At 34.7% G+C, this 16,541-nt stretch carries 14 protein-coding genes and 1 pseudogene; 8 read left to right on the forward strand and 7 right to left on the reverse strand.

The annotated features are described in order from the left end of the window. The first annotated feature begins 15 nt into the window (after nucleotides 1-15). On the forward strand, nucleotides 16-1,383 hold the full coding sequence (locus AC6CHR_RS15225) for an ABC transporter substrate-binding protein (RefSeq protein WP_498249848.1): 1,368 nt from the start codon (nucleotides 16-18) through the stop codon (nucleotides 1,381-1,383). A 545-nt stretch (nucleotides 1,384-1,928) separates the two neighbouring features. Further along, complete coding sequence (locus AC6CHR_RS15230; protein ID WP_498249849.1) at nucleotides 1,929-3,380, forward strand: alanine/glycine:cation symporter family protein; 1,452 nt, start codon at nucleotides 1,929-1,931, stop codon at nucleotides 3,378-3,380. Nucleotides 3,381-3,498: 118 nt separating this feature from the next. Here the strand turns inward: AC6CHR_RS15230 and AC6CHR_RS15235 are convergent, their stop codons facing one another. The 4 genes from AC6CHR_RS15235 to AC6CHR_RS15250 form a co-directional block, all read right to left on the reverse strand. Continuing rightward, nucleotides 3,499-5,496: an ABC-2 family transporter permease gene (locus tag AC6CHR_RS15235; protein ID WP_498249850.1), complete on the reverse strand. Its 1,998-nt coding sequence runs from the start codon at nucleotides 5,494-5,496 to the stop codon at nucleotides 3,499-3,501. Beyond that, nucleotides 5,471-6,373, reverse strand: coding sequence for an ABC transporter ATP-binding protein (locus AC6CHR_RS15240; RefSeq protein ID WP_498249851.1), 903 nt, complete (start codon nucleotides 6,371-6,373; stop codon nucleotides 5,471-5,473). Before AC6CHR_RS15240 ends, AC6CHR_RS15235 begins: the two co-directional genes overlap by 26 nt. Next, entirely contained in the window at nucleotides 6,370-6,756 is a 387-nt protein-coding gene (locus AC6CHR_RS15245) for a GntR family transcriptional regulator (RefSeq protein WP_498249852.1), read from the reverse strand. Before AC6CHR_RS15245 ends, AC6CHR_RS15240 begins: the two co-directional genes overlap by 4 nt. 332 nt (nucleotides 6,757-7,088) lie before the next feature. Next, complete coding sequence (locus AC6CHR_RS15250; protein ID WP_498249853.1) at nucleotides 7,089-7,292, reverse strand: YczO family protein; 204 nt, start codon at nucleotides 7,290-7,292, stop codon at nucleotides 7,089-7,091. A 140-nt stretch (nucleotides 7,293-7,432) separates the two neighbouring features. Here AC6CHR_RS15250 and AC6CHR_RS15255 point away from each other — a divergent pair, with 140 nt between their 5' ends. The 3 genes from AC6CHR_RS15255 to AC6CHR_RS15265 all read left to right on the forward strand — a co-directional run bounded on the left by AC6CHR_RS15255 (nucleotide 7,433) and on the right by AC6CHR_RS15265 (nucleotide 11,003). Next, nucleotides 7,433-9,328, forward strand: a complete 1,896-nt coding sequence (locus AC6CHR_RS15255) for an ABC-F family ATP-binding cassette domain-containing protein (protein WP_498249854.1) — start codon at nucleotides 7,433-7,435, stop codon at nucleotides 9,326-9,328. Nucleotides 9,329-9,630: 302 nt separating this feature from the next. Then, nucleotides 9,631-10,215, forward strand: coding sequence for a TetR/AcrR family transcriptional regulator (locus tag AC6CHR_RS15260; RefSeq protein WP_498249855.1), 585 nt, complete (start codon nucleotides 9,631-9,633; stop codon nucleotides 10,213-10,215). 98 nt (nucleotides 10,216-10,313) lie between these two features. Next, nucleotides 10,314-11,003, forward strand: a complete 690-nt coding sequence (locus AC6CHR_RS15265; protein ID WP_498249856.1) for an alpha/beta fold hydrolase — start codon at nucleotides 10,314-10,316, stop codon at nucleotides 11,001-11,003. 951 nt (nucleotides 11,004-11,954) lie between these two features. On the opposite strand, the pseudogene AC6CHR_RS15270 reads toward AC6CHR_RS15265, so the two are convergent. After that, nucleotides 11,955-12,345 (reverse strand): annotated as a pseudogene (locus AC6CHR_RS15270) (GNAT family N-acetyltransferase). A gap of 122 nt (nucleotides 12,346-12,467) precedes the next feature. On the opposite strand from AC6CHR_RS15270, the gene AC6CHR_RS15275 reads away from it, so the two are divergent. From AC6CHR_RS15275 to AC6CHR_RS15285, 3 genes are all read left to right on the forward strand, one after another. Further along, nucleotides 12,468-12,920: a MarR family winged helix-turn-helix transcriptional regulator gene (locus AC6CHR_RS15275; RefSeq protein ID WP_498249857.1), complete on the forward strand. Its 453-nt coding sequence runs from the start codon at nucleotides 12,468-12,470 to the stop codon at nucleotides 12,918-12,920. 23 nt (nucleotides 12,921-12,943) lie between these two features. Continuing rightward, on the forward strand, nucleotides 12,944-13,462 hold the full coding sequence (gene paiA / locus AC6CHR_RS15280; RefSeq protein ID WP_498249858.1) for a spermidine/spermine N(1)-acetyltransferase: 519 nt from the start codon (nucleotides 12,944-12,946) through the stop codon (nucleotides 13,460-13,462). A 127-nt stretch (nucleotides 13,463-13,589) separates the two neighbouring features. Then, the gene (locus AC6CHR_RS15285) at nucleotides 13,590-14,087 is read left to right on the forward strand and encodes a GNAT family N-acetyltransferase (RefSeq protein ID WP_498249859.1); all 498 of its coding nucleotides are present in this window, start codon (nucleotides 13,590-13,592) and stop codon (nucleotides 14,085-14,087) included. 959 nt (nucleotides 14,088-15,046) lie between these two features. On the opposite strand, the gene AC6CHR_RS15290 is transcribed toward AC6CHR_RS15285, so the two are convergent. Continuing rightward, the gene (locus tag AC6CHR_RS15290) at nucleotides 15,047-15,442 is read right to left on the reverse strand and encodes a hypothetical protein (protein WP_498249860.1); all 396 of its coding nucleotides are present in this window, start codon (nucleotides 15,440-15,442) and stop codon (nucleotides 15,047-15,049) included. 411 nt (nucleotides 15,443-15,853) lie between these two features. Continuing rightward, nucleotides 15,854-16,369: an RrF2 family transcriptional regulator gene (locus AC6CHR_RS15295; protein WP_498249861.1), complete on the reverse strand. Its 516-nt coding sequence runs from the start codon at nucleotides 16,367-16,369 to the stop codon at nucleotides 15,854-15,856. Nucleotides 16,370-16,541: the final 172 nt, after the last annotated feature.

A 16,541-nucleotide genomic window follows, 5' to 3' on the forward strand; every position in this document is an offset into this window, starting at 1 on the left:
GAGGAGGAATGTAACATGAAGAAATTATTTACAATAATGTCTACGCTCTTATTATTGGTTATAGCTGCGTGCTCTAGTACAAGCACAGGGACTACCGAAACTGATGTAAAAAGTGATGGTGAAGAAACGACTGCAGGCGGAGAAAAGCAAGAGGTTGTGTTTTGGCATGCAATGAGTGGAGATCTTGAAACGGTCTTAAATGATATTGTGGCTGACTATAACGAATCTCAAGAAGATATTGAGGTAAAGCCTATTTTCCAGGGTACATATGAAGAAGCGTTAACAAAGTTTAATACAGTTGCTGGAACAGAAGATGCTCCAACGATTATGCAAACATTTGAAGTTGGAACAAAATACATGATCGATAGCGGCAAAGTCCAACCTGTTCAAACATTTATTGATGATGATAATTATGACACGTCACAATGGGAAGAGAATATTGCAAACTACTATACTGTAGATGGTGAACAATATTCAATGCCTTTTAATTCATCAACACCTGTCCTTGTATATAATAAGGATGCATTTAAAGAAGCTGGTTTAGATTCAGAAAAAGCACCAATGACGTATAGTGAATTGAAGGAAGCAGCAAAAAAGCTAACAAAAGCTGAAGGTGGAGAAACAAGTCAATATGGATTCTCGATCTTAAACTATGGTTGGTTCTTTGAGGAAATGCTAGCTGAGCAAGGTGGCCATTACGTAGATAATGAAAATGGGCGTACAGGAAATGCCGAAAAAGCAACATTTAATGATGAGTTAGGATTAAATGTTTTTGAATTAATTAGCGATATGTATAACGAAGGAACCTTCTATAATGTTGGCCAAAACTGGGATGATATGCGTGCAGCATTCCAAGCTGGTAAAATTGCCATGTATTTAGATTCTTCAGCAGGTGTGAAAGCTATGGTTGATAATTCTGATTTTGAAGTAGGTGTATCTTACCTACCGATCCCAGATGATGCAGAACGAGAAGGTGTTATCATTGGTGGAGCTTCTGTCTGGATGTCTAGTGGGATTAAGGAAGACAAACAAAAAGCTGCATGGGAATTTATGAAGTATTTAACAACTCCAGAAGTACAAGCTGATTGGCATGTGAAAACAGGTTATTTTGCAATAAATCCAGCTGCTTATGAGCAAGATATTGTAAAAGAAGAGTGGGAAAAGTATCCACAATTAAAAGTAACGGTTGATCAACTTAGTGAAACTAAGAAAAGTGCAGCGACCCAGGGTGCTTTAATCTCCGTATTCCCTGAATCTCGTCAAAAAGTCGTAACGGCAATGGAGAATTTATATCAAGGAATGGACCCAAAGGAAGCATTAGATCAAGCAGCAGAAGAAACAAATCGTGCATTAGAGGTTGCTAATAAGAAACAAGGAAACTAAAGAACCAATCTACTAATAGTTTATAAAAAAATGACCCAACAAGGATCGATCTTGTTTGGGTCATTTTTTTAATTAGAATAGATCTAGGAAAGAAGTTGACGTGCGCAATCTATTACACTATTGGTATAACGGTCAGGGACCTCCCAACTAAACGTACGGTAATTAGAATGAATATGTGTTTTTTCACTATCCTGCTATAGGAGAAAGTAAAGCTGTTATTATATATAAACATAGTAATTTTCTCTTAGATTTTGTTGCTCTTTATAAGAATAGGATTATTTATATAGTCGATTCTATTGATCTATCCTAAAAATAAAAGCTCTTGAGGATAATGGAATCGAGATGAAAAAGAATATAATTCGCCTTCAGGAGAATATCCTAAATACTATAAATCCGAAAAACTAGCAATATTTATTATTCGACAAATTATTTTATCATAGTAAAATAAAGTGGGAGAGTATCTTACATTAATATTGTGTACGATGGACAAATTGATTATACTAATTAAGTGAGAAAATTCTGTAAATTTAAAGGGGGAAATGCTATTGGAGGAGTTTGTGACTAGTTTAAACAATGTACTATGGAGTACGCCAGTGATTTATATTTGCCTTGGGGTAGGGCTATTATTTTCAATTTTAACTCGGTTTTTACAAGTAAGACATATTAAAGAAATGGTTATTCTTATGTTTAAAGGTAAAAGTTCAGCTGCTGGGGTGTCTTCTTTTCAAGCCCTCTCACTCGCACTTTCAGGACGAGTAGGAACTGGTAATATTGCTGGAACTGCTACAGCGATCGCATTTGGTGGACCTGGTGCTGTGTTTTGGATGTGGGCAATTGCCTTCATCGGTGCTTCAAGTGCTTATATAGAATCAACTCTCGCGCAAATTTACAAAGTCAAGCAGGATGGACAATATAGAGGTGGTCCTGCTTACTATATAGAAAAAGGAATTGGCTGGAAATGGTTTGCAGTAACCTTTGCTATCGCTGCAATCATCGCAATGAGTCTATTAATGCCAGGTATCCAATCGAATTCGATTGCTGTTGGTTTAGAAAATGCATTTAGCATGAACACAACGATTACTGGTATTATCCTTGTTGCGTTAATTGGTATTATTATCTTCGGTGGTGTAAAACGGATTGCAAATGTTGCTCAATTTGTTGTACCATTCATGGCAATTGCTTATATTTTAGTCTCTTTAATTATCGTATTTGTAAACATTAAAGAACTTCCTGCAGTGCTAGGGCTTATCTTTAGAAGTGCCTTTGCTTTTGATTCAGCCTTTGGCGGAATTGTCGGAGCTGCCATTGCATGGGGTGTAAAACGTGGTATTTATTCAAATGAAGCGGGTCAAGGTACTGGACCACATGCTGCGGCTGCGGCAGAAGTATCACATCCAGCCAAACAAGGACTCGTCCAGGCATTTTCTGTTTATATTGATACATTATTCGTATGTTCTGCTACCGCATTTATGATCTTGTTTACTGGGATGTATAATACAGAAGCACCTGATGGTACAATGCTAGTGAATAATTTAGAAGGGATAGAAGCGGGACCTGGATATACACAAGCAGCGATCGAATCTGTTATACCTGGATTTGGTGCAGGTTTTGTTGCTATATCATTGTTTTTCTTCGCCTTCACGACGATCATGGCCTATTACTATATTGCGGAAACGAATGTTGCCTATTTAATACGCAAAAATAATAAGCTAGCAATAACTTTATTAAAAGTCATTATCCTTGCTGCAACCTTCTACGGAGCAGTAAATGAAGCAAAGCTTGTGTGGGCACTAGGGGATGTCGGACTAGGATTAATGGTTTGGTTGAATCTGATTGCCATACTTATATTAGCAAAACCAGCATTGCTTGCCTTAAAAGATTATGAACGGCAAAAGAAGTTGGGAATCGATCCTGTATTTGATCCAAAAGCACTTGGAATTAAAAATGCTGATTATTGGGAGAATGAATATAAACCAGATAAAGAACAGGCGTCATAAAAGTTTTCATTATTAAGATGTGTATCATAGTCGTTTTGTTAGAAAAAAATGCTGGGTCTTAGATAAGACTCAGCATTTTTATTTTAGAAAGGGATATAAGGTTTATTCTATTGATATTTTACTTAAATTCACTTATTAACTCTGCAGGAACATCGGCATCTGCTAAAGCTCCAAACCACTCATTACCGTCCTTGAGAATAAATTTGATGTAATAAGTATGATCTTCATTAGGATTTTCTGTAAATTTTTCTAGCGTATCGGATAGCTGCTTTTTATCATTTATTTTGATGTATTGTTCACCGTTTTCGAATAATTCTAAAGGATCAAAGTAATCGTCAGGCCTTTGATTATTCATGACCTTCGTAAGTTCGGCACTGAGAATATCATCACTATTTACGCGAGCGTCATCCAAATAACCATGCTCATCTAGCCATTTTGAAACCTCATCATAAGATTTCTTCCATTCTATGTTATACCCATCAAATATTTCTCGTTGGTCTCGATCTGCTTCTCTATTAGAAAATTCAATATAAGCCCATGGACTTGGTTGGGTAACGAAGTCATTGAATGTTTGGGAGAGTAGGTCATTTTCAAGTACTTGCTTAAACTCCTTTATTTCCTCAGGCATAGTTAATATAACTTGCTTTGTAACCGGTCCACTAGGGGTAATTCGTATTGATTGAACATCATCGCGTAATAATTGATGAAGTTCAGGAAGATTCCTTTTATAAGGTTCTGCTTCCATGACAGGTTGTAACTCTTTCTCCATTAGTTGGACAGGAAGGCTATATTCACGCGTGAGTCTTTTTCCATTGTTAAGGCGATAAGCGATAACAATATCTTCTAAATATAATGTATCTTCATTTTGGGATGTAATTAGATTCTTCTCATCTAGTATATATTCATGTAGTAGTCTAACATCTTGAATATAAAGCTTAGAGTCAGAGAATATATCCATATCATTGCCCAAAAGTTCCTGTGCATCATACTTATTACCATAAAAAACCTCACTTATTTGGTCCATTCGTGGTAGTTTTTGCTCATAATGTAAAAGATCAGTCTTGATGCTAATTAGGATCAGTGTAAAAATGATACTGTACCCGATAAAACCGGTGAATACACGGAATTGGAAGATTCTCCATGTTTTTTTAAGGATCATTTCTGCGGCTGTATATCCAATTAAAGCACCTGATATGTAACCAAAAATGATCCAATTCCAATTGAGAGTCCCCGATATTGAAAAGTACGATCCACCTAAAATCATACTGCAAAAGGTTACAGCATATTTAAATACTGGTCGTAAAAACGAAAAGGTAATTACTTCTGTAGCTTGTTCTAGCTGTCTTGCTTTATAAAGTCCAATTCCAAAGAAAAACAAACATATTGTTAATAGCAAGTATATGGTAATTTCAAGAGGAGAAAAGGACGTTGATGTCGACCAAGTTTCAATAAATCGAAAGAATGGAGACAGATAGGCTAGTTTATCCTCTATGAAAATAGGCGAAAAACCAAATAGTAAAAAAGTTAAGTTATAGCTTACTAAAGCTGTCAAACCAATAGGTAAGAAGAGAAAGATATAGGTCAGTATGGCTTGAGCGCTAGACATACCTGTCATCATACCTACTGCTACAGTGAAGATAAACATCATACATGTTAGTAGTAGAATAAGACCAGTCCATGAGATCAATTCTGAAACCGTTAAAATAGATTCAAATTCTTCAAGAGAATTCGTTACAAAATAAGTGATACATGATATTAGCACGATTGGAATAAACAATAACAATAGTCCACTAATCACATGGTTGATGTACAGAGTCACCCTCTTAATAGGCAAACTATGAATCATATCAACAGAAGTTTCGTTTTGTAAATATCTGAAGAGTAGTAACCCTGCTGCAATAGGTATAGAAAAGATCATCATTATTTGTAACTCTGTATTGATCATCAAGTAATTTGGATAATCCTCAAAAACAACAAAATCTCTAGATACTAGCTGAAGGAGTTCTAATGGCATAGCAAACAAAAGGAAAATGAAAAATACAATCGCTATCCAACCGTGCTGTCTTAGATCTTGTTTAATCAATCCACTTTTAAAGAAGGATCTTTTCAATTTCATAGCCAACATCCTCCATTTCGTAAATAAAAATTTCTTCTAATGTGAGAGGTAATAGATCAAAAAGTATCACTTCACTCGAATGAATGATTTTGCTAATTTTTTCTTCATTACCCTTAACAATAAGAAGTGATACACTGCCTCTTTTTTCATGGTGAAGAATATTTAACTTATTTAATAGATGCTCTTCATGAGTCGGATCTGCTAGTGCTAATTGCACTTTATGGGTATCCGTTTTTAAGTCATCAAGTTCCTTTTCAATGATGATTTTCCCTTGATGCATAATGCCAACATGATCACAGAGATCCTCAATTTCACGTAAGTTATGTGATGAAATCAACACAGTCACCTGACGCTCTGCGACATCTTGGAACAAGAGATTTTTAATTTTTTGCCTCATAACAGGGTCAAGACCATCTATCGGTTCATCTAAGATTAGCACGTCCGGCATCGCTGATAAGGCAAGCCAAAATGCAACCTGACGTTTCATTCCTTTAGACAAGCGATGGACTTTACTGCTTAATCCAATATTGAAGGCAGGCTTCAATTGCTCAAATCGCTGTTGATTCCACGTTGGGTAGTACTCCTTATATTGTGCTGCCATTTGAGCAACAGTTGCTTGTGGGAAAAAGTAAAGGGAATCTGGAATGAAAACAACCCGTTCTTTAATAGTTAGGTTCTCATAGGCTGTCAAACCACCGATTTTTATCGTTCCTTTATCTTGACGGTTAATCCCTGCAATCATTTTTAATAAAGAGGTCTTTCCTGCTCCATTAGAGCCAAGGAGACCATATATTGATCCTTTATTAACGGTGAGTGAGAGGTTATCTACAGCAATGTGTTTATTGTATTTCTTAATTACGGAATGAACTTGAATCATGACTGTTTATCCCCTTTGTTATGATGATAGGCTTCGTGAAATAAAACATATAAATCTTCTTTTGTTAATCCTAAATAGATGGCTTCAGCAATAAGCCTTTCAATTTCAGACTTAAGCTCAGCTAACTTTTCTCCTGTTGGTTGGAGTTCTATTTCAGCAACAAAATTACCTTTGCCCAAAACCGAATATAGATATCCTTGACCTTCAAGCTCACGATAAGCTCTTTGGATCGTATTTGGATTAACAGTTAATTGGCTCGATAACATTCTAACTGAGGGCAATTGTTCGCCTGGTTTTAAAATCTGATTGATAATTAACTCTTTAATCTTTTCGACTAATTGTTCATAAATGGGTTTTCTGCTTCTAACATCTAACTGAAACATAAGTAACCCCCTTCGTATTAACTGTATTAATATTATTAGTACAGTTAATATATCGCTTTGTTCAAAGAAAATCAATATGAAAGATAGGCAATTTAAAAATAAATATTGTTTAAAAAATATAAGGTGAGAGGATAGAATCGAAATAAGATGAATGTAGGTAAAATAGTGGAAGGTGTGTTACTGAATTTGCTGATAGAGAACATGTTGTAAGTAACCCTTTGACACGTTCTGGTAAATAATCTTAAAAGCAATAAACGATAAGAAATAGACGCGGAAAAGGGCTTTGACATGCCAATAAGACAGGTCAAAACCGTTGTTATTTCGATCTTGGTCTATTTATACTTTTCTTCACTAGAGGATTGGTTTTTAGTTTTATGTTTTTGTTTTTCTTCGCGTAATTCCATTTTCAAATCTTCCATTGGGATGGGATCTACATTTTGTTCACTTTCAAAACGATCGAATAATGACTTTTTCTCCGTTTTGTATTGTTCAGGATGATCAGATTCATTTCTTTGTTTATAATCAGACTCCTTCATTACGTTTCACCCACTTTCACGAATATACTTGTCATTTACCCGTTCTAGAAATAGAAAAACATTGGAAAGACTATTTTTTAGCGTAGTGTCCTGTTATGCTTTACAATAGAATAATACTGTGTAGAAGGATAGGATAAACGATGAGCATCTTACAAGCTGAAAATTTATATAAAACATATGGCGAGAAAGATTTATTTAATCATATTTCTTTTACGATTGCCGAGAAGCAAAGAATTGGGTTAATAGGGGTTAATGGAACAGGTAAGTCAACGTTATTAAAAGTCATTGCAGGTCTAGAAACAGCTGACTCGGGTGATATTAGTCATTCCAATAGTCTTCGAATAGAATATTTGCCTCAGGATCCAGAACTTACTGAGGGATTGTCAGTACTTGAGCAAATTTATTTTGGTGATGCACCAATTATGCAGGTAATGAGGGCGTATGAAAAAGCCTTAGGTCAACTAGAGAGTGATCCAGAGAATGAAACAAAACTTAAGCAACTAATGACGATGCAACAAAAAATGGATCTACATGATGCATGGGAAGCAAATACTGTAGCTAAAACTGTCTTAACACAGTTAGGCATAACGGACTTTGCTAAGCCAGTGAATCATTTATCAGGTGGGCAAAAGAAGCGTGTAGCGATTGCGAAGTCACTTATTCAAGCTGCAGATATCTTGATTTTAGATGAGCCTACAAACCATCTTGATAATGAAACAATTGAATGGTTAGAGGGATTTTTGGCTCAATACAAAGGGTCAATCGTATTAATTACCCATGATCGCTATTTTTTAAATCGAGTGACGAATCAAATATTCGAGCTAGATCAAGGGCAGCTTTATACTTATTCAGGAAACTATGAAGTTTTCTTAGAGAAGAAGGCAGAACGAGAAATCAATGCCGGTCAAGCGGAAGAGAAAAGGCAAAATCTACTAAGACGTGAGCTTGCATGGCTACGCCGTGGCGCAAAGGCTAGATCAACCAAGCAAAAAGCAAGAATTGGGAGAGTAGAGGATCTTCAAGAACAAAAGGGTCCAGCAATGAATAAGGATCTTGACTTTGCGATTGGTTCAACCCGACTAGGGAAAAAAGTCCTTGAGCTAGAAAACATTTCTAAATCCTATGACGGCAAAGTATTGATCAATGATTTTAGTTATTTAGTAACACCAAGTTCAAGACTAGGTATTATTGGTCCTAATGGAACTGGAAAATCAACACTACTAAATCTAATGGCTGGCCGCATTCAAGCAGACCAAGGTACGATTGAAGTAGGGACTACCGTGAGAATCGGTTTTTATACACAAGAACATGAAGAAATGGATGAAAACCTTCGTGTTGTTGAATACATTAAGGAAACAGCGGAAATTGTTCATACGATTGATGGTCAAGTCATTACAGCAGAACAAATGCTTGAGCGGTTTTTATTCCCAAGACCTGCTCAATGGACATATATCCGCAAGCTATCTGGTGGTGAAAGACGACGACTCTATTTATTGAAGGTGTTAATGGAAGAGCCAAATGTCCTCTTTCTTGATGAGCCAACAAATGATCTCGATACACAGACCTTGAGTGTATTGGAGGATTATATCGATCAATTTCCTGGTGTTGTCTTAACTGTATCCCATGATCGTTATTTCCTTGACCGTGTTGTTGATCACTTAATTGTTTTTAATAAAAAGGGTCAAATAGGACGTTTCCAAGGCAGCTACTCTGACTATATGGAAGAAAGCAAGCTAAAGGACATGCAACAGGAAAAAGAAACCCAAACGGAAAAAGGCTCGTTTAAAAAGGAAAAGAAAAAACGCCTATCCTATAAGGATCAGCAGGAATGGGAACAAATCGAAGACAAAATCGTCGGTCTTGAGGAACGTAAAGAACAGATCGAAGCAGAAATTGCAGCTGCCGGCAGTAATCTAGGCAAAGTCCAAGATCTCTATAAAGAGCAAAAACAGGTCGAAGAAAAACTAGAAGTAACAATGGAACGCTGGGAAGAATTATCCTTATTGGTTGAGGAAATTGAACAGGGAAATGAATGATAAAACGAGGTTATTGAATGAAGAGAGCGTTGATCCAATGGGATTAACGCTCTTTTTTTAGAATTTTATTGTATTAACGATTCCGTGAGAGTCAAAGAATGATTTTTAGCGTTGTAAAGATCTTAACACTATTTTCCAATATTTTTATTGACTAAACGTTCATTCAATAATAAGATAAAATGGAAAGTTCTTCAAGTTAGTTGAGGAACAGAGGATTTAAAGTAAGAGATTAGTGGTAAAGATGTTCCTGCTTCAACTATTAAATTGAGAGATTACTACGAATATGAAGGATTGATATTATTATGCCACGTACTCCTAAAGAGAATGATCGTATTCGTCAACTCTCCAAAGGGAAAATTTGTACTGCAGCTATGGAGTTATTTATTATGAGGGGATATTATGCGACTTCTATTAACGATATAGCCGAACAAGCAGGTATTTCAAAAGGGTTACTATACAATTATTACAGTGGAAAAGAAGATCTACTTTCTGAAATGGTTGACGCCAGAATTAGAGAAGTGGTTGAAGTAATGGACGGTGCTATTTCTTTTGATACACCTAGTAAACAGCTTGAACATATTGTGAATGGTGCAATCGATAAGATCCATCAGAATCCAGAAATTCATCGGTTTTATCTGCACCTGCAAACTCAACCAGAAGCTGATGAAGGGCTGATTAAATATAGCAAACTACTTGTTGAAGAAAATGCCAGATTGTTTGAGTTGCAATGTGAAATATTTGAAAGGAAAGGAGTAGAGGCACCAAGAAAACGATCGTTATATTTTTCATCTGTGCTCCAAGGCATCATGCTCATGATAGCTACCTACCCTCAGAAGTTTCCTATAGAAGAAATTAAGAAGCAGATTATTCAGGAGTTTTGTAGATAATATAACGTTTTAGGATAAGAGAATCACGCTCTAGATGAAAGATATGTATCTAAAATAGAGCTTCAAGAGGTGAATTCTAACCTAGGAGGATGATAGTTGTGAAAACACAAGTAAATCAAATTAAGGTGAATGGACTTACTTTTCAATATCGTGAGTGTGGGGAACCTACCGCACCACCACTTGTTCTCCTTCATGCGCTAGGAACTAGTGGAGAATCTTGGGATCAGGTGGCTACTTTTTTAGGAGAAAAATACCGCGTTTTAGCTTTAGACCAAAGGGGTCACGGTGGGAGTGCAAGAACGAGTACGTACACTTTTGAACAAATGTGCGAAGACTTGCTACATTTTGCCGAGACGATGAATTTGCAGAGATTTACACTAATTGGTCATTCGATGGGTGGAACAGTATCCTATCTTTTCGCGGAAGCATATCCGTCAAGGATAGAAAGATTGATTGTTGAAGACACTCCGCCGCCTTTTACGGATAAGCACTTCGACGTTCCAGCCAAACCTTCTGAGCCACTACCGTTTGATTGGCAGGTTTTGCCTTCAATTATACAGCAACTTAATGAACCCAATCCCGAATGGTGGTCGCGACTTCCGGACATTATTGCACCGACTCTTATAATAGGCGGTAAGAACAGTCATATACCTCAAACCAAATTACAGGAAGTATCAAAGCTTATTCCAAATTGCGAAATGGTGACGATCGAAGGCGCGGGGCACTTTGTGCATGATGATAATTTACCAGCATACCTAGCTGCCGTAGAGCAGTTTCTTAATTCATGAGGTTCTGTACGCCTTCACTTTTATGATTGATGGTAAGATTTGTTGAAATGAGTGGGTTAAAAATAACGATGATGAAGTAATTAAAGTTATCTCCATTATTTCTATTACGCTATTAACGATACAAGTCAGATACATTTTAGAGCCTCCAATTTGCATTTTAGTCAATTTTGACTATCTAGGTTTTTTTAAAGCATATATAGTAGGAAATAGGTGTTTGTTGTTTAAGAACGTGTCTGAGTGCTTCTGTGAGGAGTTTTGACGACGAATGGGTTTGAGGAACTTCTCTAAAAATGTAAAAATGCCACAATACGAGCACTGCGGTAGACCCCATATTTCTATTACATGGATAAAAGTAGTAAGATTGGTGTTAGTTAAAGGGTTTTTAGACTGTTTTTATGCGGAAAGGGAGATAACTTGTTTATAAAAAAGTTTATTGAAATTGCAGTTGTTAGTTGCTTTACCTTTTTATTTATTTATGATTATTTTCCAAATTTCACACTTATTAATTTCTTTCCAAAAAGCTACATAAGTTGGTCTATTTTAGGACTGATTATATTAAGTTTATTCTTTGCTAGATATAGAAATCCAAGTAATGCCGAAATACTTAGGTGGCAGTTATTTATTGCGGTGTATATATTAATTATAATGTGTGTATTAACTATTTCTGGAGGGAAATCATCTTCGGGTTTTGCATTTCCAAATTTTTTCTTTTGGATTGGTACCCTTATTTCTTTTATAGAAATATTTAAGTCATGGAAAAAGGTCAAGAGTAGTAATACAACTAACTCATAGCCTGTTTTTCACCTATCTGAGTTATTTAATTCAATACTGATAACAAGCTTTATGTAAACTAATTTTGTATAGCGTATACATCTGATTCTGTGGGATCTTGGCAGTTTAGTGGAATAAGAACAACAAAAACCAGCCTATATTGAATGGTTTTTTTCTTTATCATAATTTGGTAGATGAAGTACGATAACCCAATTTTTTATAAAACCCTCTGCTTGTTTTTGTCCATGTAGTTTGACCTGCAAGGTTCCCCGTTCTTCCGCGATTTCTTCTAACGCTCTTTTATAATGATTTTTCCAAGACCAAATTTACGGTAAGGTTAAAAGATGTAGATTCGCTCCAATTTACCTTCTCCATTTATCAACCTTATCCTTAGCGTTCCGACTGGTTGTTCATTGTAATGGACTAGTATGTGTTCGCAAAGTCCATTAAGTGTATCAAATTGATCAAATTCATCTTCTAGTAGTACGACTTTTTCCCTCACAATTACTTGTTTCCGAATAGCAAATGTTACCTTTAAATCTTCATCAATCGTTGTTCTTTTTGCATAGATTTTTTTTCGATCCTTTTAGATTAATATGAATACGATTATTTTGTTGCAAATGCAATAAAAATAGAATAAATTTAATTTATATCTTTTTTGTCGAAAACAAAAAATGGGTTAAGGAGATAATCATGAAAGAAATTTTACGAGAAATTGGAATGATAGCAAGGGCTTTAGATTCGATAAGTAATATAGAATTTAAAGAATATGACCTTACAAGAGGTCAGTATTTGTACCTCGTTCGAATATGTGAAAATCCAGGAATCATTCAAGAAAAGCTAGCTGAGACGATAAAGGTAGATCGGACAACAGCAGCTCGTGCTATAAAAAAACTTGAAATAAATGGTTTTATTGAAAAGAAAGATGATGGAAATAACCAAAAAATTAGAAAACTCTTTCCAACAAAGAAAGGGAAGCATATTTATCCTTTCATAAAAAGAGAAAACGAATATTCCAATAAGGTTGCATTAGAGGGATTTTCTGAAGTGGAAGTGGAGAACATTTTTAATCTTCTTCAAAGAGTGAGGAAAAATGTAGAAGTCGATTGGGAATTTGTTAAAAAAGGTAACAAAAGAAATTATTAATGATAAATAAGGAGCTAAATATAATGACTATAAAGATAAAAAAATGCACCATTGCGGACTTACACATACTTCAAGAAATTAGCTATGAAACATTTGATGAGACATTTAAGGACCAGAATTCACCTGAAAATATGGAAGCCTATTTGGAAATGGGATTTAACTTAAAACAAATAGAAAAAGAATTATCCAATATTTCTTCGCAATTCTTTTTTGTTTTATTAAATGATGAAGTCGCAGGATATTTAAAGGTCAATACCAATGATGCTCAGTCTGAAGAAATGGGTGATGAATCACTTGAAATTGAGAGGATTTATATAAAAAGGACATTTCAAAAACACGGGCTTGGTAAATATCTGTTAAATGTAGCTATAGAAATTGCGATTGAACTTAATAAAAAGAAAATCTGGCTAGGAGTATGGGAAAAAAATGAAAATGCTATTGCTTTTTATCAGAAAATGGGGTTTGCCCAAACTGGAGCCCACTCCTTTTTTATGGGTGATGAAGAACAAATAGACTTAATAATGACCAAAACACTCACATAACTTAACGGAGCTGTCATACTGTCTGCTATTTTTAGATTGTGAAGGAATGTACTTAAAGTAACGGGTAGCATTACTTATAGACGGGGTAATGTATAATATTGGATATGCATATTGAATGGGGGTTCTAATGTTAATCAGAGAGATAAAACTTAATGATGCTGCAAGTTTAATAAATCTAATTAAGCAAGTTGAAAGTGAGTCACAATTTATGCTATTTGAATCAGGTGAAAGAAACATTGGACCTGAGCTACAAGAAAAGAGACTAGAAGCTATGAAAAAAGAGGGTAATTCAACTATTTTTGTAGCAGAAGAAAATAATGAATTAATTGGATACCTAATTGCTATGGGTGGCAATGCCAAAAGAAACAAACATTCTGTATATCTAATTATTGGTATCTTAACTCAATATAGAGGGCAAGGGATCGGAACAAAACTATTTAAACAATTAGAGGAGTGGGCAACAGAACATAGTATTCATCGATTAGAATTATCCGTAGTAACTCGTAATGCATCTGGATTGCAGTTATATAAAAAAATGGGATTTGGTATTGAAGGAACAAAAAGACATTCGCTTTTTATTGACGGCGAATTTGTTGATGAATACTATATGTCAAAACTTTTATAGACAATTCTAGTTATGCTAACAGGTGATTGAGTTGAATAATAATATGGATTGCTACGGCAGCCCTTTTCTATATCGTTATTCAACTACTATGAAAATAACCCTCTGTAATTTAAGGAAAAAGATAATACTAAAGTGGAGGTAGCTCATTCATTTTTAAAAAAGGGGAGAGCCCCCTAATTCATCTATATATGGGTGTGATATGTCACTGGCTTAAGATATTTCAGGTTCCTGTAATGAAACAGTATATCCTAAACTTTCAAGTATTCGTAAGGAGTGCCGGACAATCGATTGTTGTCTCTGTTTATCAACGTGAATTTAAATACCATTAAACAAATAAATACTAGTTATAAATCTATCTTATTAAAAATACCTAATACTTCTAATACAATCTATGAATGGCTTAGGTTTCATCATCTTTTTACAATGCCGATAATATCGCATTATGTAAACTACTTTTGTATAGACTATACGTCTGTTTCTGTGTTATCTTGTTGAACTATCGGGCAAGATAGTTCAAGAAAATAGAAATGATTGGGAATAAATGAGTTAGAAGATGCCTCCCTCAAAGGAAGTGATTAAAAATGATGGCTTTATTGTTAGCTATCTGTGTTATTTCGTATAGTTTTATTGTCTTTAAATTGATTGAAATTAAAATACTTAAATATTTATTTACATTTGTCATTAGTCCCTTGTACGGTATTTTGTTATTTTTTATTGGAATGAGCATTGGAAATTTATTTTTCATTCTCTTTGCAATATTACCAATTCTTATTGGGATATTTATTTGGCTTAGAAGGAAATAATTTTTAATAAAATAGTATGAGTTGTGTTAGTACAATAAGAATTATTAACATTCGGATAGAAAAAGGGAAAGGTTTTTTAAATCAATGGCTATGTTATCGTTTGTTGTTGATTTTTAGCCAAAGGAAAAAGATCGTTTTTTTCGGTCTTTTTTAATTTTACTTTTCAATCGCTAATCTGAATACCAAAAGAGCAAGCACAATAGTTAATGGAGTCATTACCATTGTTTCCAAGCCAGAACTTGAAGCTAAATTACCTATTGTATTAAGCAACATAAGTCCAAACATTACCCATGTACCGACATTCACCGTTCTTTTGAACTTTCCTTTGAAAACATATCCTGCTTTTACAGCAATAATTGAAATAAATAGTGCTTGCAAAACTATGGATATGCTTTCAAATATGATTAAATCTATCTCACTTTTTAATCGTCCTCCCCATACAAAATCATGTGGCAAAATATTTAGAAGTATAAGGACATGCATTAAAAGCGCTATTGTATTAATGGTGATTATTATATTACTTGCCAGTCTAATGCTAATTAATTTTTTCATTTTCCCCTCCTTATTCAATTGAGATATTTTTAGTTTGAAATAAACAAAATACTTTAATAAAGCCAAATGAATAAAACTATGTTTTACTTGGATATTTGGTAGTATTATTGGATTCCTTTACAGTGGGAGTGTCTATGGTATGGTGCTGTACTTAATTTTAATTACTCTAAATGCAATATATTCAACCATTGAGGATTTATGATGACTGGAATTAGGTATTATAGCTGAACTGCTGTTAGTCTTTTATCTTGTTAAACAAACGGGTGCCATACTTGAAGAGGGAAGTATGGTTTTTCTTATTGAAGTAACGGGGCAGGATAGTTCATTAAGGAACTTCAGTAAAGGTAAAGAATTCAAGTTATGTAAATGATTGTCTATTTTAAAAATCAAAAAAAAGCTCTACCTAATTCGTCAAGGCGATTTAGCAGAGCTTTTTTTTGTGAAGTATTCTCGAGTATCTCTCCTTAGTTTTTCAGGTAAAACAAGGTTAAGCTCCTTATCTAACCATGCAAGAGTCTTATTACGGAGAAACTCACGCATGTTTTCTTCCGCCTCAAGCATTACCAAGTTAATTGTACAAGAAGAATTGCTTGATTCGCAGGAATTGCAGTCCTGGTCTCGATATAGTAGACCATTCTTTACAATATTTTTACATTGAAAAATAGGTTTTGCTCCTTCGACAGCTTCTATTACATCCCAAAAGGAAATATCTTCTGGGGACTTAGCTAACTTATATCCTCCCTTTACACCAGGGACAGAACTTACAATGCCAGCTTTAGATAATTTACCGAAAACTTTTGAAAGAAATGTCTCCGAAAGTCCTTGGAATTCTGCCAAATCTTTTATTCCAACACTCTTCTTTGAGGGAACATCAATTAAATAAACAAGACAATGTAACGTATATTCAACCCCGACACTATAATGCATATAAACTCACCTGCTTTTGGTTTTTAGGGTTATCAAATTGAATCTTAGGAGTATTTAGTGTGTTTGTCAAATATAAAAATCTCTTTTAACATATTCTTTAATCTAATTTGACAATAATAATTATAGTGTTTATATTAATGACAGACATAATCGACGATTAACTTAGTCTTTA

It is taken from the genome of Metabacillus sp. GQ13 (assembly GCF_059758525.1).